Source organism: Nocardia sp. BMG111209, from assembly GCF_000381925.1.
In the GTDB taxonomy this organism is placed as follows: Bacteria; Actinomycetota; Actinomycetes; order Mycobacteriales; family Mycobacteriaceae; genus Nocardia.
In genome coordinates, this window is record NZ_KB907307.1 from 4781570 (window position 1) to 4803040 (window position 21471).

19 protein-coding genes are annotated in these 21471 nt (G+C 70.3%); 6 read left to right on the forward strand and 13 right to left on the reverse strand.

Annotated features, from left to right (window positions below):
* Positions 1-12: 12 nt before the first annotated feature.
* Positions 13-1968, forward strand: coding sequence for a GMC family oxidoreductase (locus tag G361_RS0122200; RefSeq protein WP_019929316.1), 1956 nt, complete (start codon positions 13-15; stop codon positions 1966-1968).
* Between the two features lie 7 nt (positions 1969-1975).
* Here the strand turns inward: G361_RS0122200 and G361_RS0122205 are convergent, their stop codons facing one another.
* The 7 genes from G361_RS0122205 to typA form a co-directional block, all read right to left on the reverse strand.
* Positions 1976-2350, reverse strand: coding sequence for a DUF742 domain-containing protein (locus G361_RS0122205; RefSeq protein WP_019929317.1), 375 nt, complete (start codon positions 2348-2350; stop codon positions 1976-1978).
* A complete protein-coding gene (locus tag G361_RS0122210) occupies positions 2347-4410 on the reverse strand; it encodes a nitrate- and nitrite sensing domain-containing protein (RefSeq protein WP_231386955.1) in 2064 nt (687 codons plus the stop codon). Before G361_RS0122210 ends, G361_RS0122205 begins: the two co-directional genes overlap by 4 nt.
* A 170-nt stretch (positions 4411-4580) precedes the next feature.
* Positions 4581-4991 (reverse strand): hypothetical protein, encoded by a 411-nt coding sequence (locus G361_RS0122215; RefSeq protein WP_019929319.1) that lies wholly within the window; start codon positions 4989-4991, stop codon positions 4581-4583.
* Entirely contained in the window at positions 4988-5146 is a 159-nt protein-coding gene (locus G361_RS50465; protein ID WP_196814525.1) for a hypothetical protein, read from the reverse strand. Before G361_RS50465 ends, G361_RS0122215 begins: the two co-directional genes overlap by 4 nt.
* Before the next feature lie 13 nt (positions 5147-5159).
* Positions 5160-6071 (reverse strand): N-acetyl-1-D-myo-inositol-2-amino-2-deoxy-alpha-D-glucopyranoside deacetylase, encoded by a 912-nt coding sequence (gene mshB / locus G361_RS0122225; protein ID WP_019929321.1) that lies wholly within the window; start codon positions 6069-6071, stop codon positions 5160-5162.
* Entirely contained in the window at positions 6068-7837 is a 1770-nt protein-coding gene (locus G361_RS0122230; protein ID WP_026343354.1) for an ABC transporter substrate-binding protein, read from the reverse strand. The genes mshB and G361_RS0122230 overlap by 4 nt, the downstream gene beginning before the upstream one ends.
* 139 nt (positions 7838-7976) lie before the next feature.
* Positions 7977-9878, reverse strand: a complete 1902-nt coding sequence (gene typA / locus G361_RS0122235) for a translational GTPase TypA (RefSeq protein ID WP_026343355.1) — start codon at positions 9876-9878, stop codon at positions 7977-7979.
* Between the two features lie 214 nt (positions 9879-10092).
* Here typA and G361_RS0122240 point away from each other — a divergent pair, with 214 nt between their 5' ends.
* On the forward strand, positions 10093-10389 hold the full coding sequence (locus tag G361_RS0122240; protein WP_019929325.1) for a 4a-hydroxytetrahydrobiopterin dehydratase: 297 nt from the start codon (positions 10093-10095) through the stop codon (positions 10387-10389).
* Here the strand turns inward: G361_RS0122240 and G361_RS0122245 are convergent.
* A complete protein-coding gene (locus tag G361_RS0122245; RefSeq protein WP_155981546.1) occupies positions 10328-11665 on the reverse strand; it encodes a mannosyltransferase in 1338 nt (445 codons plus the stop codon). The genes G361_RS0122240 and G361_RS0122245 overlap by 62 nt on opposite strands.
* 231 nt (positions 11666-11896) lie before the next feature.
* Here G361_RS0122245 and G361_RS0122250 point away from each other — a divergent pair, with 231 nt between their 5' ends.
* Complete coding sequence (locus tag G361_RS0122250) at positions 11897-12700, forward strand: hypothetical protein (protein ID WP_026343356.1); 804 nt, start codon at positions 11897-11899, stop codon at positions 12698-12700.
* Between the two features lie 210 nt (positions 12701-12910).
* On the forward strand, positions 12911-13288 hold the full coding sequence (locus G361_RS51070; RefSeq protein ID WP_231386959.1) for a hypothetical protein: 378 nt from the start codon (positions 12911-12913) through the stop codon (positions 13286-13288).
* Positions 13289-13295: 7 nt separating this feature from the next.
* Here the strand turns inward: G361_RS51070 and G361_RS0122260 are convergent, their stop codons facing one another.
* The 5 genes from G361_RS0122260 to G361_RS51640 all read right to left on the reverse strand — a co-directional run bounded on the left by G361_RS0122260 (position 13296) and on the right by G361_RS51640 (position 19107).
* Positions 13296-14033 carry a DUF1906 domain-containing protein gene (locus G361_RS0122260; RefSeq protein WP_026343357.1) on the reverse strand — a complete coding sequence of 246 codons (738 nt, stop codon included), beginning with the start codon at positions 14031-14033 and terminating at the stop codon, positions 13296-13298.
* 648 nt (positions 14034-14681) lie between these two features.
* Entirely contained in the window at positions 14682-15806 is a 1125-nt protein-coding gene (locus G361_RS0122270; protein WP_019929331.1) for a hypothetical protein, read from the reverse strand.
* A gap of 287 nt (positions 15807-16093) precedes the next feature.
* Positions 16094-16651 carry a hypothetical protein gene (locus G361_RS0122275; RefSeq protein WP_019929332.1) on the reverse strand — a complete coding sequence of 186 codons (558 nt, stop codon included), beginning with the start codon at positions 16649-16651 and terminating at the stop codon, positions 16094-16096.
* A gap of 182 nt (positions 16652-16833) precedes the next feature.
* Complete coding sequence (locus tag G361_RS0122280; RefSeq protein WP_026343358.1) at positions 16834-17499, reverse strand: GNAT family N-acetyltransferase; 666 nt, start codon at positions 17497-17499, stop codon at positions 16834-16836.
* Between the two features lie 648 nt (positions 17500-18147).
* Positions 18148-19107, reverse strand: a complete 960-nt coding sequence (locus G361_RS51640; protein WP_019929334.1) for a YafY family protein — start codon at positions 19105-19107, stop codon at positions 18148-18150.
* A gap of 102 nt (positions 19108-19209) precedes the next feature.
* Here G361_RS51640 and G361_RS0122290 point away from each other — a divergent pair, with 102 nt between their 5' ends.
* Together G361_RS0122290 and G361_RS0122295 are read left to right on the forward strand one after the other, a co-directional pair.
* Positions 19210-19833 carry a TIGR03086 family metal-binding protein gene (locus tag G361_RS0122290; protein WP_019929335.1) on the forward strand — a complete coding sequence of 208 codons (624 nt, stop codon included), beginning with the start codon at positions 19210-19212 and terminating at the stop codon, positions 19831-19833.
* A 75-nt stretch (positions 19834-19908) separates the two neighbouring features.
* Positions 19909-21444, forward strand: coding sequence for a serine/threonine-protein kinase (locus tag G361_RS0122295; protein WP_026343359.1), 1536 nt, complete (start codon positions 19909-19911; stop codon positions 21442-21444).
* Positions 21445-21471 lie beyond the last annotated feature (27 nt).

Sequence of the window (21471 nt, forward strand, 5' to 3'; positions counted from 1 at the left end):
TGGATGTTTCCGATGGAACCGACGGCGAAGCAGCGCGCGGCGCTGAGCCTGATCTGCGATACCTTCGTCCCCGGCGACGGCGCGGCGCTGCCGTCGGCCTCGGAGTTGGGCGCGGTGGACACCGTGTTCGCGCTGCTGGCCCGCAACCCGCGGGCGGCCGAGACGAAACAGCTGGCGACGCTGCTGAATCTGTGGGACTCACCGATGTTCGGCCTGCTGACCGGCCGGGGCCCGCGCCGGTTCTCGGCCCTGTCGCCGGCGGACCGCGAGCGCGCGCTGCTGCGGCTCGGCTCCTCGGGAACGGCGCCGGTGCGCGCGATCTTCCAGGCCCTGAAGGGCGCGTCGATCACGGCCTACAACATCACCCCCGGACCGTCCGGCAGCAATCCGCTGTGGCGGCAGATGGGTTATCCGGGTCCGCCGGGCCCCCTGGCACACGCCCCGCAACCGGCGCTGCAACCACTGCGCTACCCCGCCCCGGCCGAGCTGACCTGCGACGTCGTCGTGGTCGGATCGGGCGCCGGCGGCGGCGTGGCCGCGGCAGTGCTGGCCGGGGCGGGCCTCGACGTGGTCGTGCTCGAGCGCGGAAACTATTACGACGACCGGGATTTCGGCACCGGCGAATTCGAGGCCCTGACCCGGCTCTACGCGGGCGGCCCGGCCGCCACCGCCGAGGGCCAGCTGGCCTTGGTCGCGGGCAGTTGCCTGGGCGGCGGCACGGTCGTCAACTGGAGCACCTCGCTGCCCACCCCGGATCACGTCCGGGCGGAATGGGCCGGGGTGGGGGCGGCGCAGTTCGCCACGGCCGAATTCGGCGACGCGCTCGCGGCGGTGTCGACGCGGATCTCCGTCACCGGCGACCGGTCGCCGCTGTCGCCGCGCGACGGGGTGCTCGAGCGCGGTGCGCAGGCGCTGGGCTGGACGGTGGATCCGTTGCCGCGCAACGTCTCCGACGCCTGCGACGCGGGTGTCGAATGCGGCCGCTGCGGCCTCGGCTGCCGCCTCGGCGCCAAGCAGTCGGTGACCAAGACCTGGCTCGCCGACGCCGCGGCCGCCGGCGCGCGCCTGGTGGTCGACGCGAACGTGCGGCGGATCGAGGTGCGCGGCGGCCGCGCCGAGGAGGTGGTGGCGACCACCTCGGGCGGGGCCGAGATCCGGGTACGGGCCCGCGCGGTGGTGGTCGCGGCGGGCGCGATCCAGACGCCCGCGCTGCTGCGGCGGTCCGGGCTGCGCAACGGCAACATCGGCCGCTATCTGCGCCTGCATCCGGCCGCGGCGGTGTTCGGCGTATTCGACGACGAGATCCGGCCCTGGGAGGGTGCGTTGCAGGCCCGGATCTGCCGCGAGCACGCGGATCTGGACGGCAACGGCTACGGCGTCATCTACGAGACCGGGCCCACCCATCCCGGCGCGGGCAGCGGCTTCCTCGGCTGGCAGGGCGCCGCCGCGCACCGCGAGGTGATGTCGGCGTTCGGCCGTTCGAATGCCGTCGGCATCATCACCCGCGACCGGGACCACGGCACGGTGACCGTCGACCGCACCGGCGAGGCGGTGGTGAAATACCGGCTGTCCGACTACGACGCCGCCCACCTGCACACCGGAATCGAGGGCGCGGCAAGCATTCTGGCGGCCGCCGGGGCGCGGCGGATCTTCTCCGGGCATCAGGCCGGGGTCTCCTACGAACCCGGCCGGCGCGGCTCGCACGCCGAATTCGCCACGGCCGCAAAGGCCGCCGGTTACGGGCCGGGACGGTGCGCGCTGGGAGCCCTGCACATCATGGGCTCGGCGCGGATGGGCGGTTCGCCGGCGCTGTCGGCCACCGATCCGGACGGCGCCACCTGGGACGTGCCGAATATCGTCGTCGCCGACGGCTCCTGCTTCCCGACCGCACCGGGGGTGAACCCGATGGTGTCGATCGAGGCCATCGGCTACATGAACGCGACCCGGCTGGCCGCCCGAATGCGCTGAGCCGGCCTCACAGGCTCCGGATCCCATTCAGGATCGCTTGCAGCAGTGCGACATCGGCCCCCGCCCCGGTCGTGGCGGGGGCCCGCGCCACCAGCCGGCCGTCCTCGACGAGATCGCCGACCAGCACCTTCGTCATCGCCAGCGGCAGCCGCACGTGGGCGGAGACCTCGGCGATCGACTGCGGGCTGCGGCACAGCTCGACGATCGCCAGATATTCCGGCTCGGTGCGCCGCATCCGCACCGGCAGCCGGGAGTCGACCACGCGGGTGAGCATGTTCAGATCGGCCCGCGTGGTGCGGCCGCGGCCGCGGGTCACCGCGTAGAGGCGGACCAGCGGCCCCGCCTCCTCGTCGAACCAGGCCTCGTCGTCGCCGTGACTCATCTCCCGCGGTCCTGGAACTCCATCGCCTCGGCCTGCGCCTCGAGCAGCCGCGGCCGCGGCGGACGGCCGTTCTCCTCGAGCGACATCGGTTGCAGCCCGGCCGAATTCGCGTCGATCAGATTGCGCGGGATCAGCACGATCACCCGCACGCCGCCGTAGTCGGAATCACCCAGATGTACCGAGATGGCATGGCGGGCAGCGAGTTTGGCGACCACGAACAGACCCAGCCGGGTGTCCCCGGATACCGTGGCCATGCTGAATTCCGGTGGATGCGAGAGCAATTCGTTTCGGGCCGCCAGATCCGCCGCCGGCATGCCCAGGCCCTGATCGGAGATCTCCACCGCCAGGCCGCGGCCGACCACCGCCGCCGAGATGTCGACCCGCGCCGGTGGCGGCGAGAAGGCGGTCGCGTTGTCGGTGAGTTCGGCCATCAGATGGATGAGGTCGGCGACCGCGTCGCCCGCGATCCGCACGTCGGGCACCCGTCCGATCCGGCAGCGGGCGTAGTCGAGGCCCTCCGCCACGGCCGCCCGGATCACATCGTGCAGCGGCACCGGTTTGCGCCAGCGCCGGCCCGGCTGCCCGCCGCCGAGGATGATCAGATTCTCGGCGTTGCGCCGGGCCCGGGTGGCCAGATGGTCGAGCTCGAACAGCATCTCCAGCTGATCGGCGTCCTCCTCCGTGCGCTCGGCCCGATCGAGCAGGGCGAGCTGCCGGTGCACCACGACCTGACTGCGGTGCGCGATATTGAGGAATACCGCGTTGAAGCCCGCCCGGGTCCGCGCCTCCGCCACCGCGGCGGCCACCGCGGCGACGTGTGCGCGGTTGAACGCGTCGGCCACCTCGCCGAGTTCGTCGGTGCCGAAATCCAGCCGGGACACCTCGGCGTCCGGATCGACGTGTTCGCCGCGGCGCAGCCGCTCCATCAGCGCGGGTAGCCGCTCACCGGCCAATTCCAGTGTGTGACTGCGCAACCGGTGCATCCGCGCGACGAATCCGTTGGCCAGCAGCAGGGCCGCGAGCAGCGCCAGCAGCGCGAGTACCAGCACGGCCGCGCCGCCGGCCAGGGAGTTGTTCGCCTGCCGGGAGCTGTCGGCGCGGGCGATGGCCTGCGCGTCGTGGCTCTGGTCCTCCCACAGGGTCAGCAGGCCCGCACCCACCTGGGCGGAGGCGTTCTGCCAGGCCGTCGTGCTCAGCGGCAGTGCGGGCCGGCCGGATCTGCCCGCGGCGGAACGGGAATCGTCACCGTCCGGGGTGACCGGTCCGCGCACCGCGATCGCGTCCTGCATCGCGATCACCTGCTGCCAGGCGGCGCCCCCGGTGATCGCGGTCAGCTGGGCCAGTCGTGATCCCTTCAGCACGGTCGCCGCATAGGCTGCCGCACTGCGGAATTCGCCGACATAGCCGTCGAATTCGATGAGCTGGGCCGGGGTCAGCTCACCGCGGACGAGGGCCACCGTGCCGAGGGTGTCGGCCTTCGACATCGCCTCCGCCGCGCGCAGTGGGTGCACGCCGAAGTTCAACGCCATCGCCACACCGGCGCCGGGCGCCACGCGCGCGGCGAGTACCGAAGCGCTGGCGATGGTCTCGATCACCCCGGTGAAGAACTGGAACACCTGATCCGGCGGCACCAGCCGGGTATCCACGCCGGTGCGGATCTGCGGGACCATAGTGAACAGCTGCTGATAGCCCGCGATCTCGTCCTGGGAGCCGTCGGGATTCAACTTCCTGGCGGCGTCGCCCTTGGCGATGATGGCGGCCAGCGCCTCGTCGGAATGCTGCCGCGCGACGGCCAGTCCCGCCGCCGCGTCCGGGCTGCCACCCAGTTGCAGCAGCGACAATCGGCGTTCCTCCTCGAACGACTTGACCATCAGGACGGCCGGTGTCGTGGTACTGCCGGCCAGTTCGGCCCAATCCTTCGCCGCACTACCGGATCTCACGAGATAGCCGGCCGCGGTGACCCCCAGCACCAGCAACGTGACGCTGGAGATGGCCACGATCGCCAGCAATCGCACCCGGACGCTGACCCGGCCCCGGATGCCCCGCTCGCCGCCAGACATCGGCATACCCCTCACTGGCCGAAGAATCTCGACCCAACTTATGAGCGCGTGCGGCAGAGTCGGCACGAATTTCGCTTGCTGGAGAAGGGTAACCAAGACAGGCCGGTTATTCTGGCCAATCTGGAAAAACACGGCCCGGGGATCTTCCCGCTACCGACCAGAATGCGCGATTACATACGGGGGCGCAGGAAGGTGCGCCGGAACAGCGCGAAACCGGCCGGGACCAGACCGCCGGCCAGCAGCAGCGGAGCCGTCCAGCTGTCGACCAGCAGGACATCGCCACCGGGCCCGGTGGTGGAGCACACCAGGAAGCCCAGCAGCCACGCCACCAGCGGCAGCGACATCGCCGCGGGCCGCGACGACACGGTCGCCATGCCGCGCACCAGCAGCACGTTCACCACGGCCGCGACCAGCGCGGTGATCGGGAACGGGGTGCTGCCCAGATACGCGGGCAGGAACAGCACCTCCAGCACCAGCGTCAGCAGGCCGTCGAACACCAGCACACCGGCCAGCAGTGCGCCGAGCAGCGCCCAGGCCCGCAACGCGGAACCGCCCTGCGGCCGATCGACGGTGGCCGTCACGAGACCGGGGGGTAGCCGAGCAGGGTCAGCAGGTGACTCTGCATATCCGCGAGACCGTACAGCGCCGACATGTACTGGTCGTGCTGCGACTGCCAGAACGGCCGCTGGCTCTCGACGAACGCGACGATCGCATCCTGCAGGCTCCAGTTGTACATGGGGGCCAGTCTCTCATTCCGCCGCGACATCGCCGGGGGAACCCGGCAATCCGGCGAACAGATCACGTTCGCGGCCGTCGGGGCCCACCGGACCCGGCCGGCCGCGGACCAGCGTGTAGTGCTCCTCCGGCAGGATCGGCTGGGCGATGTCGTTGGACAGCGCGAAGGCGCGATCGGTGGGCGCCACGCGCACCTGGGTCGCGTGCGCGCGCAGGGCGGCGCACTTGGCGGGCAGCACCGCCGCGATGTCGATCACCGCCGTGACGGATTCGCTCGGCACACAAGCCAATTCGCCCGGCGGTGGCAACCGCCAACCGGCCGGGAGGTCTGCCGCTTCGCCGGCCATCGCGTCGATATGCCGTTGCAGCACACCGTCATCGACGACCGACCAGTACAGTTTCGGTACGTCCCAGCCGTTCCCGGCGGCCGTCTCCACCGCTGCCATCGTGATCCGATGGGCGCGAAGATGATCCGGATGGCCGTAGCCGCCCCGGGGGTCGTAGCACACCACCACCCGCGGCCGCCGCCGCACCAGCACCGCGGCCAGCGCCTCGACCGCGGCGGATCCGGAATGAACGAAAGCGCGTGGGTGCCCGGCGGATTCGGCCTCCCGCGGCGCCGCGGTGGTCCCGGACATCCCGGAATCGCGCCAGCGCCCGGCCCCACCGAGGAAGTACGGCTCGGCCACCCCCAATGCGGCCAGGGCCCCGGACAATTCGCCGATCCGGTAACCGCCGAGCTGGTCGGCGCGGGAGCTGACCAACTCGGCCCAGCGCGACCCGATCACCTCACCCTCCTCGCCGAGGGTGCAGGTCACCACCGTCACCGGAACGCCGCGGCGGCGGTAGTGCGCGATGGTGCCGCCGGTGCCGATGGTCTCGTCGTCCGGATGCGCGTGCACCAGCAGCAGGCCGCCCGCGGTCACGACAACCGTCGCCAGGTGGCGGCCCCGCCGAAGATGCCGACCTGGATCGCGCCGTTCAGCGACACCCCGTCCACCCGCGGACCGGCCGCGGCGACCCCGTTGTCCTGCATGATCGGCAGCACCGTCGCCAGCTCCCACAGATGAGGCTCGGCGTCGGCGATCACCTTCGCCGCGTCCTGACCGCGCAGCGCGCCGTCGGTCGCCGCCTGCAACGCCGGATCACAGACCCCGGAGACGTTGGCCGGCGCCTTGCGGGCCGCCTCCACCGCCGCGGTGTCCTCACCGCCGGGGGTCGCCGCCGCGGGACAGCCGTAGCGGGAGGCCAGCACCGTGGCCGCGTCCTCCCCGGCCCGCTCCCAGCCCACGATCGCGTCGACGGTGCCGTCCAGCAGATCCTTGCCGTACAGCTCGTCGGCGGGCAGGCTGCGCACGGTCGCGTCGATCCCGGCGCTGCGCAGCTGATCGGCCGCCGTATTGGCGACCGCGAGCGTGCTCGGATCCTTGTCGACCGCGGCCAGATGGATGGTCAGGGTCCGGCCGTTCTTGGCGATCGGACGCGGCTGCGGCGCGGGTGAGGTGGTCGTGTTGCCCGCCGGCTGTTGCTCCGGGGCCCGGCCGAATCCGGCCTCGTTGAGCAGGGTGAACACCTCGTCCGGCGCCGGCCGCGGCGGTGCGGTCGGCGCGTAGCCGGGATCCGAGGGGGTCAGCACCTGGGCACGCACCGGATCCACCCAGGACCCGGTCTGCGCCCCGACGGTCGCCAGCAGCACCGGATCCAGCAGGCCCAGGACGGCCCGCCGCACCCGGGCGTCGGACAGATCGCCGGTCCGCCCGTTGAGGGTCAGCTGCATCACCCGGGCCTGCGGCATGGTCGCGGTGCGCACCGACGGGATCGCGGCCAGCTGGGCCTGGGTCGCCACGCCGCCGTGGACCAGGGCCATCTGGGTGTCACCGGACCGCAGCGATTCGGCCAGCTGCGCGGCGGTACCGCCGCGGCGCAGCAGGATCTGATCCGGCACCGCGGGCGTCCCCCAATAGCGGTCGTTGCGCTCGAGCAGGATCTCCTCCCGCCCGGCGTCGGCCTGCTTCACCCGGAACTGCCCGCCGGAGATCGGGTTCTGATCGATCAGCCCGCGATCGACGGTCAGCGACCGCTGGAATCCGCCCGGTGAGTCCTTGAGCAGATGGGAGGGCAGCAGATCGCTGAACAGCTGCCGCCACGCCGGATACTCCTGGCTCAGCACGACGGTCACCGTCTTACCGCCCTCGGAGGAGGTGATATCGGAGATCAGTCGGTAGCCGGCCGGATCCACCACCCCGGGCTGCGAGATCATCTGCTGCCACAGGTAGCGGAAATCCTCCGCCGCGATGGGTGCGCCGTCGGACCAGGAGGCCTGGTTCTGGACCTTGTAGGTGACCGTGAACGGCTCCTGCGCGGTGACGTCCGCCGACGCCAGCAGCGCGGTGTCGGGCACCCAGTCGGTGGCCCCGGCCGGCGACCCCGGCACCGCCGAGGGCACCGGTTTGAACGGGCTCGGGAACACCAGCGAGGCGACCGCGTTGGTCGCCGGCGACTGGTTCGAGCGCAGATGCGGATTCAGCCCGATGCCGATGTCGTCGACGGCCACCACGACCGTGCTCTTGGTCGGCTTCGCCGGCGTGGTCTTCGGACTGTCGGTGCTCTCGATCGGCGGCGGCGGGTTCGCCGTACATCCGGTCAGCACCACCACCGATGCCGCCAGCGTCACCGTCAGTACCCGCAGCAGTCGCGGCACCCCCGCTGCTCTGCGGTTCAGGCCATACAAGTAAGCGCCCCTGACGTTGATCACAGGTCCTGCGCGAGTACCGCTCGGCAGGGACTCGCCGGGGGAGTTGTACTCACGAAATCTTGCCGCCAGTACGTTACTACGCGCCCGTCGCCGCACGGTCACGCGCTTTGCGCCGGGACAGTTCCCGGCCACGCTCGGTGGCGTTGAGGATGAGTTTGCGCACCCGCACGATCTGCGGGGTGACCTCGACACACTCGTCGACGGCACAGAACTCCATCGCGCTCTCCAGATCCAGCTGCAGCGGCTTGGCCAGTGTCTCGAGCACGTCACCGGTGGCCGACCGCATATTGGTCAGCTTCTTCTCGCGGGTGACGTTGATGTCGAGATCCTCCGCACGCGGGTTGACACCCACCACATGGCCCTCGTAGGTGTCCGCACCCGGCTCCACGAAGAACTGGCCGCGGTCGGCGAGCTGGATCATCGCGAACGGGGTCACCGAACCGGCCCGGTCGGAGACCAGCGAGCCGGTGTGCCGGGCCCGGATCTCGCCGGCCCAGGGCGCGTAGCCGTCGAAGACGGCGTTGGCGATGCCGGTGCCGCGGGTCTCGGTGAGGAAATCGGTCCGGAAGCCGATCAGGCCGCGCGAGGGGACGATGAACTCCATCCGCACCCACCCCGCGGAGTGATTGCTCATCTGGACCATCTTGCCCTTGCGGGACGCCAGCAGCTGCGTGACCGCACCCAGGTACTCGTCCGGGCAGTCGACGGTCAGTTCCTCGAACGGCTCGTGGATCTTGCCGTCGACGGTCCGGGTGACCACCTGCGGCTTGCCGACGGTCAGCTCGAAACCCTCGCGGCGCATCTGCTCGACCAGGATGGCCAGCGCCAGCTCACCACGGCCCTGCACCTCCCAGGCGTCGGGGCGGCCGATGTCGAGCACCCGCAGCGAGACGTTGCCGACCAGCTCCTGATCCAGCCGCGCCTTCACCATGCGGGCGGTCAGCTTGTGCCCCTGCACCCGGCCGACCAGCGGCGAGGTGTTGGTGCCGATGGTGACCGAGATGGCCGGCTCGTCGACGGTGATCCGCGGCAGTGCCACCGGATTCTCCACGTCGGCGAGGGTGTCGCCGATCATGATCTCCGGGATGCCGGCGATCGCGACGATATCGCCCGCGACCGCCTCCTCCCCGGGCTTGCGCTCGACGCCGATGGTCTGCAGCAGTTCGGTGATGCGGACGGTCTTCACGCCGTCGCCGTGCATCCACGCCACGTTCGAGCCCTTGCGCAGGGTGCCGTTGTGGATGCGGACCAGGCCGATGCGGCCCAGGAACGGCGAGGCGTCGAGGTTGGTGACGTGCGCCTGCAGCGGCGCGTCCTTGTCGCCCTTCGGCGCCGGGATGTACTTCAGCAGCACCTCGAACAGTTCGTCGAGGTTCTCCGCGGCGGGGGCGTTGCCGTTCTCGGGCTTGGTGGTGGACGCCTTGCCCTCGCGGCCGGAGGCGTACAGCACCGGCAGATCCAGCGCCAGCTCGGCGGCCTCGGAGGCCTCGTCGTCCAGGTCGGAGGCCAGATCGAGCAGCAGGTCGTGGCTCTCCTCGACGACCTCCTCGATGCGGGCGTCGGGCCGGTCGGTCTTGTTGACCACCAGGATCACCGGCAGCGACGCGGCCAGCGCCTTGCGCAGCACGAACCGGGTCTGCGGCAGCGGCCCCTCGGAGGCGTCGACGAGCAGGACGACCCCGTCGACCATGGACAGGCCGCGCTCGACCTCACCACCGAAGTCGGCGTGGCCGGGGGTATCGATCACGTTGATCACGGTGACGCTGCCGTCGGCGTGGTGCCGATGCACCGCGGTGTTCTTGGCGAGAATGGTGATGCCCTTCTCGCGCTCGAGGTCACCGGAGTCCATCACCCGGTCGACGACCTCGGCCCGTTCGGCGAACGCGCCGGACTGCTTGAGCATGGCATCGACCAGCGTCGTCTTGCCGTGGTCTACGTGAGCCACAATGGCAACATTGCGGAACTCGACAGACGACACGTTGGATCCTCCTGGCTGAAAGTAACTTGGGCGGCCCACCCTCCTCGGCGAGGGTCCTCGAGCAAGACAGGTGGATACATCGCACCGGGCATGCGGCCAGCTACACAGTACCGAAATGCCACGGACCGTCCTCCCGCCGCCCGCCCCTCAGCGCATCCGGACGCCGCCGGCGTACCCGCGCATCGGTCGCGTCCACCGGGGTAGAACCAGGGATATGAGCACTGCACTGCTGACCGACGAGGAAATCGCCGCCGCCCTGACGGACCTGCCCGAGTGGACCCGCACCGGCGACAGCATCGGCCGGACCGTCGAGGCCGCGAGCTTCCTGGCGGGAATCGGCCTGGTCACCCGGGTCGCCACCGCCGCGGAGGCCGCCGACCATCACCCCGATATCGATATCCGGTGGCGCCGGGTCACTTTCACCCTGTCGACGCATTCCGCCGGCGGGCTCACCCGGCTGGATGTCCTGCTGGCGCACGAGATAGATCTGATGGCGGCGCAGTCGGCGTGACCGCCCCGCCGCGTTTCGCGCGGATCAGCCACACGTAGAAGACCAGCACGCCGATCACGTCGACCGCCCCCAGCCAGGCCAGGATGCCGGGCCGGGAGATGGTCCAGATCGACGGCTGCGCGAACGACAACAGCCACGGCACCCCGGCCAGCGTCGTGACCAGCCAGTACCCCGCGAGCAGCCGCGCGCCCCGGACCGCCCGCAGCGGCCCGTACAGCAGCCACAACATCAGCGGCAGCAGCCACACCCAGTGGTGCGACCAGGAGATCGGCGACACCATCAGCCCGAACAGCTGCACCACCAGCAGCGTGCCGAGCCGGTCGTCGGATCCGACCGCGCGCCAGGCGAATACCGTGAGCACCGCCGTCACCACGATCCCGGCCACCCACCAGGGCCCTTCCGGGACGCGATGCCCGTCCAGATACCAGGGCGCGCCCGCGTCCCGGCCGAGGATGCGCGACAACGCCCCGCGCAGTGACTGATTCCACACCGAGCCGACCGGGCCGATCCGATTGGCGTCACCGATCAGCGGCCCGAAATAGGTGCGGGTCTCGGCCGGACTGATCAGCAGGCTCACGCCGATCGTGCCCGCGAAGACGGCCGCGGCCCATACCGCGCTCGCCCAGCGCCGCTGGGTCAGGAAATAGAGCCCGGTGACCGCCGGGGTCAGCTTGATCCCCGCGGCCGCGCCGACCAGCAGCCCGGACAACCACCACAGCGAGCTGTACGCGGCCACGATCGCCGCCAGCACCAGGAAGACGTTGACCTGTCCGTAGTCGAGGGTCGTGCGCACCGGCTCCAGCCACAATCCCACCGCGGTCCAGGCCACCGCGGCGGTACGCCATTTCGCGGTCCGGGCCTGCTCGCCGAGCAGCATCGTCAGGCAGATTCGCACCACCGCGTACAGCGCCGCCGCGGTGAGCAGGGTCCAGCCCACCGCGACCGCCGTGAACGGCAGCCAGTGCAAGGGATAGAACACGATCGCCGCGAACGGTGGATACGTGAAAGGCAACGGGAAATCGGGGGTCTTGTCGGCGTAGGTGAAATCGTAGAGATGACCGGTGCCCAGCTCATGTGCGCCGTTGACGTACACGTGCAAGTCGACCACGTTGATGCCGTTGGGCGACAACAGCATCCACAAGAGCCTGGCCAGCACCGACAGAGCCAGTGCGGCGATGGCGAGGCGTCCGCGGGTTCCGCCGGTGAGGTGGGAACTGGCGGGGAGTCGAGTCACGGCGCGCATGCTTTCGGATCGGGTGACAGGCGAGCACAACATTAGCGACCGGGCGGACACCGGCCGTTGCGGGCCCGGCCCGTTACGAAACATTTGCCTCGGCATTCACTCCGGTAACGGAACGGTGGGATATGTTCCCATACCCGAAGGCAATCATCGGCGGCGGTCGTGTCGCAGCTGTACAACCCGGTATCGATTTCCCTAGAGTGTCGCGAAAGTGATGCGGGCAGTATCACTTCCGGTGAGGACTCCGAGGTAAGGACGGCAACACCAGTGCTTCGCACCCGAGGTATTTCCGTATCCGTGCTGGCCGCTGCGGTCGGCGTCACCCTCGCGTGCGCGCCGGCCGCGGTCGCCGCGCCCACGCCGGTAGCGCAGGCACCCGTGGCGGCGACCGTCTCCGATCCCGTGCCGATGGTGCCCGAGGGTGTGCCGATCGACGCGCTCGCCTCGCTGGTACCCGCGATCGTCGGCGCCATCGCCACCGGCCACACCGCCGGCGCGATCGCCTCCCCGGGCCAGCAGGCCATCCTCGATCAGGCCAGGTCGGTGCTGGCGGCCACGCCGCTGCCCCCGCAGGTGAAGCAGTCCCTGCAGGGCGTCATCACCTTCCTCGACGGCAGCGGGGGCGGCGGTCCGGCCGTCCCGTACGACGGCCCGGCCTTCGCCCAGTTCCTCTACCCGTCGATCGGCCGCGGCTGCATCGGCCCGCAGAGCGATTCGGTCGCCACCGCACTGGCCGTACCCGGCCCGGCCGATCTGCCGCTGCCCGGCCCGCAGTCCGGGCAGACCGGATTCGTGATGACGGCCCTCGGCACCCACGGCCCCACCCCGATCCAGAACCCGCTCATGACGGTCCAGTGGCTGAACCTCGACACCGGCCGCACCGGCACGGTCCCGCTGACCGACGAGCTGCACATCAACCCGGACGGCCCGGCCACGCTGTCGGCCATCGCCGATACCGGTCGCGGCCGAGTGGTCGCGGTCGTCGCCGGTTCGCTGACCACGGCGGTCGCCGACGAGGCCCCGATCACCTGCTCGTTCATCCCGACCATGGGCTTCTTCATGGTGAACTAGGTTGTACTTTTGGCCTTCGCTTCGCTTCGGCGGGTTCGCGGCCCCCTCTGTCTCGGTCCTTCCCTCCTCCGGTCAGTCGCTGCGCTCCCTCCCTCCGTCAGTCCAGGACCGAGACGGGCCGCGAACAACCTTGTTCGGCTTTGTGTCGGTTCGGGTGTTCGAGGGACATTGAGGTGGATCGGGGCGAGTGGCTCTGGTAGACCGGCTGATATGGCGACTGCTGAGAAGACGACTGTCGACGCTGCCCGGTCCCACTCCTACCGGTCCATCCGCTCGCGCGGATCGAGCCGGTCGATTCTGTCGACCCGGTCCAGTCGATCGATCCTGTCCATTCGTTCGGAGGGGTCGATCCTGTCGATCGGCTCCGCATACTCGGTGCTGTCGATCGCTTCCGTGGGGTCGATGCTGTCGATCGGGTCGGTGGGCTCGTTCTTCAGTGCGGGCTCGGCCTTTTCGGGACTGTCACGCTGGTCCCTGCTGTCGTGGCTGGGCAACCGCGGAGTCCCGGAGGGCCGTCCGGCCCTCCGGGTGGTTCCCGACGACGAGCCGGACCTCCGGCGCGACGCGACCTTTCACAGCCAGACCTAGGGGCGCGTCACCACTGGCCGTACTGCGTGGTCAGGATCGAGTTCACGTCGACCGCGATCCCGTCCACCGAACGCCGATCGATCTCGAACTGGTGCAGATTCGCGGCCGGATGGACGTAGCCGGTCGGGGTGCCCCAATTGTGCTGCCAGAACCAGGCACCCAAGCCGGCGTCGCGGGCCCATCCGATGGTGGGTGAGTTGGCGTAGACGCCGAGCCGCTGCGGGCCCACCACCGCCTGCCAGCCGAGCAGATACGGCACGATCTGCTCGGCGAATTCCTCGGCGGACGGGTTGTCGTCGATGGAGGCGTAGATCGGCGCGGCGTCCGGGCCGCCGGCGGCGCGGTGCAGGGCCACTCCCCGATCCCCGTGCCGCTTACCGGCTTCCAGGCCGCCGCGCCAATCGGCGGTCGGTCCCTTGCCGAACTGGTAGTTCGACACGATGGACAGTCCCGCCACCCGCAGCGCATCGACCTCGCGCGCCTGCAACGGTTTTCCCTCCATCCATTCCGCTCCGGGCCGCCGATCCGATACATAACGGATCACACCGGCGTGCCCGGCGTCCCGGATCGCGTCGGCGCCGGGGACGCCGCCCGCGTAGTCGAGCAGTGTGCCGAGCGGATCCGCCTCGGCGATCTGGGCGTCCTCCACCGACAGTCCGACCATGGTCAGCGTCGTGGCGGCGGCAGTGGTCAGCGCGGCGCCGTATCCCAGCAGAGTCCGGCGAGTGAGTGCGCGCGAATGCATCGCGCTCCTTCCCGTGGGCACCCGGCCCACTTCGAGCAACAGCGGAATTGGTTCGAGCGACAGCAATTTCGGGCGCGGACGGCGAGGCCGTCCGGAATTCGATGCGGTGCGACGAGCACGGACATGCGGTGAAATCGGAACTCGAGGCGAACAACAATGCGCGAAGTGCGATGGCGTGCAACACAACCGAGCTGATATCGACGAGAAGGTGTTACCGGCGAGCGAACCCGAGGAGCGACGAACCGACGACCGATCTGTACGAGAGTCGGTTACCGGCAACAGAACTCGGCGAACGGCACCACCGGGCCGACATCGCACGAGGTGTGGCGCGCGATCGCGTCGGTCGATCCGAGCGTGCGACCGGCGAGCCGCACAACGTATTACGGCATATCCGAACCAGAACGTGCAGCGAGCGGAAAGCGTGCGACGAGCGCGGACTTGCGAAGTGCGGAACCGACTTACGGGCGCGCGGGCTCACGGAGTGGGGTGCGACGCGAGGGAACCGGAAGCGTACCCGGCGCGCCTTCCCCGGCGACACGGACGTGCCGCCTGCGCGCCGGGAGCCTGCAAAATGCGGACTTATTCCACCATATTCACAACGGAACCGCCAGGAACACAGGGCTCAACAACAACACGCGTCACGCGGGTTCAGTCCGCCGCCGCGGCAATCCGATCGGCGACGTCGATCGTCCGGAAGGAGAGGTCCGCCAATTCCTCCCGCACCACGGCGGCCACCCGGGTGGCGAGCTGCCCCCGGATACCGCCGAGCACCCCGAGCGCCTTGGCGCGCCAGCTCAGCGGCCGCAGGTTCACCTGGATGTCCTCCGGCGCCGGTGCCGGTACGTCGACGACGATCAGCAGGGGTTCGGCCGCGCGGGCGATCAGGGTCAGCGGAATCGTGAGGTCCGCGCGGTACCGGTTGGCCACCAGGGCATCGATCGTGAGATCGAGTTCGACCGGCAGCGCCAGGTCGAAGGAGACCGGATCCGCACCCGGTCGCGCGGTCACCCGCGGCATCCGGATCACCCCGGTGGCCTGCACGGTGGCCGCGGCACCGGGGCCGGTGCGCAGCGGGCCGACCTCGATGACCCGGCCGGCCAGGCCCTCGACCACCTCGCGCACCCGGTCGGCGGTGACGATGCGGGGGAAGAATCGGCGGCCGAACTCGTCGTAGCCGATCCACTCCAGTCGCGGCGGCAGCTGCGGACGGGTCCGCCGGCCCTGCAGGATGGCCTCGATGTCGAAGAGGCGGGCGCGCCGGGTCTGCGGATCGTCGAGCATGGTGTTGACCCGCGCGGCGACCTCCCGCTGCACCAGCACGGTGATCGGTTCCAGCAGCAGTCCGAGGACGCCGCCGATGGCCTGGGCCCGCACACTGAAGCCGACGTCGCCGGGCTCGACGGGCGGAATGTCGATGACGATCAGCAGTGGATCCGCGGCGCGGGCGTGCAGGGTCAACGCGATGTCGACGATCGCCTCCAGCCGGAACTGCTGACCGCCCAGGGTGATGGTGACCAGCAGACTCGCCGGTAGTCGCACGCCGAATTCCACCAGTGGGCCACCCTGCACGATCACGGGTCGGCCGACCTTGCCCTCGGCCACGAAACCCGCGAGCGGTCCCACCGAGAACGGTCCGATGGTGATACCGCGGCCGGTCATATCGGCCACCGCCGCCTCGATCCGCGCCGGTGTCACCGCCTCGGCGATGAAACGGGCGCCGAATTCGGCGTAATCGATCCAAACGAGCCGAGCCTGACCGGCGGACTGTCGCATGAGTTCCCGAACCTCACTGTGTCGGATAGGGGACGCCATACCGCGTAGCGCAGAAGATCAGAAAATACGGAGCCCTGTCCTGCCGATGAGGGGGCAGCAGGACAGGGTCCGCGACGGCGGCGCTGCCGGGCACCGCCGGGTACATCGTAGGGTGTGATGCCCGCTGGGCACCCTCCCCCACCGGTAGGAGTCTCCCGCGTGGCGGAACTCTCACAACCGACCGAACCGACCATACCCGGTGCAGTACCCCGGAGGTAACGGTGAATTTCGACGCGCCTCGCGGCCGGCTAGGCGAGCGCGGTGCGAACGGCCAGCCAGGCGCCGGCCGGATCGGCGTAGCCGTGGTACATCAGCGGGATGCGCTGATCGACACCGAAATAGCGATATATCGCCAGCATCGCCTGCCGGATCGAGTAGTCCTGGAAGTCGTCGATGCGGCGCGGCCCGATCGGACGCTCGGGGAGCAAGGCCAGCCGGGTCAGTTCGGCCGCGTCGGCCAGATCCAGTCCCAGCGGTCCGTCGCCGATGTAGTGGTCGTGGAAGATCGTGCGCACGCCGGGGCCGCGGAACGGATCTCCCGCCCGGGCCGTCGCGGACGGCATCATGCGCACCCGCGCGCCCGGCAGGGTGCGCTTCTCCAGTGCGGCCACCAGATCGAGGTCCGCGGCCGGAGTGTCGCCGGCGACCGGCGCCTGTTCGATCAGGTGCAGCATGGACGCTCCGCGGACCCGGGGCTCGGGGACGAGGAACACACTCACCATCGGCTCGCTGTGCGCGGAATCGGTGAGACAGATCCGGGGGTGCGGCTGCCCGCCGCGGATCCGATCGTGCGTCGGGTCGGTCATGCGGATCTCCTCGGCATGCGGGCCGCCGGGGGCGGCCCGTCCCGCGAATCGTGCAAGTGCGGAACCCGGACAGGGGCGGAAAACCGGCGGTCGCCATCACCGCCGTACGCCGGGCACCGGGTGACCGTTCGGGAAAATACCCCGTGTCCGACCGTTGCCCTGTCGATTGTAGCGGCGTGCGATCAGGCGTTCAGCAGCCTGGAACTCGAGGCCAGCTGCTGTTCGATGGTGCCGCGCGCGACGGGCCACTCCTCGTCGAGGATCGAGTAGAACGCGGTGCTGCGCACCTCGCCGTCCAGACCGCGCGAATGCGCCCGCCGCACCCCGTCACTGGTCGCGCCGAGCCGCTCGATGGCGATCCGCGAGCGCAGATTGCGCACATCGGCCCGCATGGCGATGCGGCGCACCCGCCAGACCTCGAAGGCGTGTTGCAACAGCAGCAGTTTCGACTCCAGATTGACACCGGTGCCGCGCGCCCGCGGCGACAGCCAGGTGTTGCCGATCTCGGCCGCATCGGGAATGGCGAGCACCGGATCGCCCACCGGCAGGCCGTGCACGATCGGCCAGACCATCGGCCCCTGCCAGTAGTCGAACCGGGTGAACCGGGTGGAACCCAGCACCCGGCCGTCGGCCGTCGCGATCATCGCGAAGGCCAGCGCGGTACCCGCCATGTGATCGGTCATCGCCTGCGCCACGTAGGCGGCCGCCTCGGCCGGCCCGTGTGGCACGGGCGTGAACGCGTACACCTCACGGTCCGTGGCGCCCGCCTCGGCGAGTCCCGGAACATGATGTGGCGCAAGGGGTTCCAGTCGCACGTGGCGACCGGTGAGAGTAACGGGTGCAGGCACGTTTCCCTCGAGCTTTCGCGGACGGTCTCCGGCACGTCGGGCAGGTGCCGCCGGCTCGAATCTCCGGAACGACGTACCAGCCCTGGCGCGCCAGCAGCAGCATCGGATAGTGAAGTGAACGATAACGGAACTGCTGCCGTCGCCGGTGCAGGCGACGTGTAAATTCCCAGCATACCTTCGCGTGTCGCTCGGCGGGTCGTGCAAAGGGGTTGTGGCAAGGCTGTGACCTGCGCTCCCGGGACAAGATCAAGGAGACGTTAAATCCGCTTCCACCGGGCGATTACGTCTTGACGGAAGCCCGCGGAGATGCTTGTGCGCACACCGCGCCACCCGGCCGCGCGCGCCGGCCGCCCGTCGACCGAAACCGCCTCCTGCGCAATCCCAGCAACCCCCCGTTCGGACCGGACTGCGAACATCGTGTTGCCCGCCGATGAATACCCGCCCGGGTCCGTCGGCACGTCGGAGCGGGCGACGACTTCCTTTCCCGGACAACCGGATAACCCGTCCGAACGGGACCACACCCCGATTTGCGAGGTTCGCCGGATTGCCGGGCGGACGCCGGAGGGGCATGCGGCAGCCGAAATCGGCTCCGCGGCAACAACCTCGGGGGTGGCGCGGCCCGGTGCCGTTCCCGGGCGGCCGCGGCGCTCAGGCGTCCTCCCGCGGCACCGCCTCCAGGTACCTGCGGCCCAGAGTGCGGATGTGCGCCACCAGTTCCGGCGGTCCGTCGACACGGAAATCCATCATCAGCATGCTCAGATAGATCGCGATGGTCTCCAGGGTGTCGGCGCCGGTGAGCAGTACACAACTGACGTCGTCGACCGGCTCGACCACACCGACCGTCGGATTGATCCGGGCCAGTACGGTTTCGGCGGGTGCGAGCACGGTGATCCGGGCGTGCACCCGCCAACCGGCGGAGGCGATCTCGCGGAGTACGAAGGCGGTGAGATCCTCGTCCGGCAGCGCGCGGGCGGCGAAGTGCTCGGCGCCCGGTTCCACCCGCGCCGGCCCGGCCACCGGCAGCGCCCGCCAGACGTGCGAATTCCGTTCGTAGGCAACCAGATACCACCGCCGCTGCCAGCTGATCAGCCGATACGGCTCGACCGGGACATCGTCGAGGTACAGCACCCGGCCCGCCCGCACGGCCTCGGCGAGCAGGGTCAGCCGCTGCGCCGGCACCGGTGCGTCCGGTTCCACCGAACCGGTCACCGCGGGGCCGATGTCGGTGGCCGACCGCAGCGCCGACACCTTGCGCTGCAACCGTTTCGGCATGATCCGCTGCAACTTCGCCAGGGCCCGCGCGATGCTCCGGTCGATATCGGCGATACCGGTGGACCCGTCCTCGGCCAGCCCGGCGGCGACCGCGATCGCCACGGCCTCGTCGTCGTCGAGCAGCAACGGCGGCATCGCACTGCCCTGCCCGAGCCGGTAACCACCGGCCGAACCCCGCCCCGCATGCACCGGATATCCGAGTTCACGCAGCCGGGCGACGTCCTGGCGCAGGGTGCGGTCGCTGACCCCCAGCCGCTCGGCCAGTTCCGGACCGGTGTGCGTGCGGTCCTGCAACAGCGACAGCAGCCGGAGCGTCCGCAGTGTGGTCGAGCTCACATCGAAACCTTCCGCAGCCGGTTCTCATCAGGAAGGAAACCTACCTGATGGCCTCGTAGATTGGGTCACAACGGAAGCGAAAAACACTGAGAGGCAAGAACTGTGAGCATCATCGCCACCACCGGAAATTCGGCCGCGGTCACCCTCGCCCCGATCTGGCGCGACGTCCTCGCCACCTCGTTGCGGGCACTGACCGAGGTGGTCGCCGAGGTCCGCACGGATCAGGGCGAATTGGCCACGCCGTGCGCGGAATGGACCGTCACCCAGGTGATCCAGCACGCCGCCGGCGATCAGCTCGCCTTCGCCCGCGCACTCGGCGTCGGCGCGGGCCCGGCCTACGACCCGTTCGCACCGTCCGGCGTCCTCGACGTCCCGGCCACCGGTCTGGTCGCCGCGGCCGCCGCCGACAGCGCCGCGGCCTGGGCCACCGTGGCCGACGACGCCGAGACCGTCCCGACCCCGCTGCCGCACGGCGACCTGCCCACCCCGATCGCCGCCGTGCTGTGCGCACTGGACGCCGCCGTGCACGCCTGGGATATCGCCGTCACGATCGGCCGCCCGTCCCCGCTGACCGAGGACCTGGCCGCGGCGCTGCTGCTCGCCGCCGACGGCGTGATCGAGCCACTGCGGCAGTGGGGCGCCTACGCGCCGGTCGTCGCGGGCGAATCCGGCGATACCGCGGTCGAACACCTGCTGCGGTATCTCGGCCGCACCCCGCGGCGCTGAGTCCCGGGCTCGCCGTCATCGCGACGGGACACACCAGGTCTCGCGCGCGGGCCGCGCACCCCATAGGCTTCCGCCGTGGAAACCGGGCGGACAACGGTCGACGGGCGTTTCGAGTTGATCGAACCGCTCGGCAGTGGCGGCATGGGAACGGTATGGCGAGCTTATGATCTCGCCCTGCATCGTGAGGTGGCGCTGAAGGAGGTGCGTCCCGCCGAGGGCGACGTCAAGCAGCGGGAGCGGGTCCTGCGGGAGGCGAGGGCCCTGGCCCGGATCAACCACCGCAATGTGGTGGCGATCCATCACATCGTGGACACCCCCGCGGAACAGTTCCCCTGGATCGTGATGGAGCTGGTCCGCGGCCGTTCCCTCTCCGACCATCTCGCCCTCGGCCCGATGCATCCGATGCGGGCCGCGCAGATCGGCCGCGGCCTGCTCGCCGGACTGCGAGCAGCGCACGCCGTCGGCGTCCTGCACCGCGACATCAAGCCCGCGAATGTGCTGATGCGCGAGGACGATTCACCGGTCCTCACCGATTTCGGCATCGCCGCGATGGAGGGCAACGACGGCCTCACCTCCACCGGCGTGGTGATCGGCTCGCTGGATTACCTTGCGCCGGAACGGCTCGCGGGCATCGAGGGCAATCCTGCCTCGGACCTCTGGTCGCTGGGCATGCTGCTGTTCACCGCGGTGGAGGGCTACCAGCCGATGCACCGCGAGACCTCCGTCGCCACCCTGGCCGCGATCATGCAGGGCACGGTCCCGCCCGCCCGGCACGCCGGCCCCCTGTCGCAGACCCTGCAGGCCCTGCTGGTGACCGACCCCGACTACCGCCCGCCGGCCGACGTCGTGGACAACCTCCTGGCCCACGCCGCCCAGGGTTCGATCGCCCCTGTCCAAGGGCCGCGCCCGCCCGCCGCCGCGACACACCGGGCCGCCCCCGTCCGGACCTCCTCCCCCGGCCGCCGCGGCATCCTGATCGGCGCCTCGGTACTGGTGGTCGCCGCCGCCGCGACCGCGGCAGTACTGGTCTGGCCGAAATCCGGCGCCGGCAACACCCTCGAGGCCCAGCCGAGCACGACCGCCCCGGTCCAGCCCGGCGACACCGCCACCGACGACACCGACACCGTCTCGGCCGCCCCGACCAGCGCGGCCCGCGGCAAACAGGTCACCGGAACCCTGCTCACCCCCGACGGCATCCGCACCGCGATCACCGCACTCGAACAGGCCACCGGCGGACAGCAATTCACCGAAACCACGATCTATCCGAGCTATGTGAACACCGGCGCGCCGGTGCGCAACCAGCCCAAGCTCTACGACGAGTACACCTACCGCGACGGCAAGGGCAGCCGCACCGGCCCGGGAGGTCAGCTGAGCACCAAGACGGTGGCGCTGCGCTCGATCAACTGGGACAACCTGCCCGCCCTGCTGGACGCCGCCGACGCACAACTGGGCGTCCCGAATCCCACCATGCGCTACATCATCATCGACCCCGCGTGGACGTTCAACGACGACCGCCCGACCATCCGGGTCTACCTGACCGACGACTACGGCGGCGCGTACCTGGCGGCGGATACCGACGGCACGGTCGTCACGGTGATGCCACGCAAGTGATCGGGCCGTGCGCGCGACGGCCGACCG

Bases quoted from the DNA above. Each gene is read 5' to 3' on its own strand.
- G361_RS0122200 (WP_019929316.1), top strand. From the start codon at position 13: ATGGAACCGACGGCGAAGCAGCGCGCGGCGCTGAGCCTGATCTGCGAT.
- G361_RS0122205 (WP_019929317.1), bottom strand. From the start codon at position 2,350: ATGAGTCACGGCGACGACGAGGCCTGGTTCGACGAGGAGGCGGGGCCG.
- G361_RS0122210 (WP_231386955.1), bottom strand. From the start codon at position 4,410: ATGTCTGGCGGCGAGCGGGGCATCCGGGGCCGGGTCAGCGTCCGGGTG.
- G361_RS50465 (WP_196814525.1), bottom strand. From the start codon at position 5,146: ATGTACAACTGGAGCCTGCAGGATGCGATCGTCGCGTTCGTCGAGAGC.
- G361_RS0122240 (WP_019929325.1), top strand. From the start codon at position 10,093: ATGAGCACTGCACTGCTGACCGACGAGGAAATCGCCGCCGCCCTGACG.
- G361_RS0122245 (WP_155981546.1), bottom strand. From the start codon at position 11,665: ATGTTGTGCTCGCCTGTCACCCGATCCGAAAGCATGCGCGCCGTGACT.
- G361_RS51070 (WP_231386959.1), top strand. From the start codon at position 12,911: ATGGCGACTGCTGAGAAGACGACTGTCGACGCTGCCCGGTCCCACTCC.
- G361_RS0122260 (WP_026343357.1), bottom strand. From the start codon at position 14,033: ATGCATTCGCGCGCACTCACTCGCCGGACTCTGCTGGGATACGGCGCC.
- G361_RS0122270 (WP_019929331.1), bottom strand. From the start codon at position 15,806: ATGCGACAGTCCGCCGGTCAGGCTCGGCTCGTTTGGATCGATTACGCC.
- G361_RS0122275 (WP_019929332.1), bottom strand. From the start codon at position 16,651: ATGACCGACCCGACGCACGATCGGATCCGCGGCGGGCAGCCGCACCCC.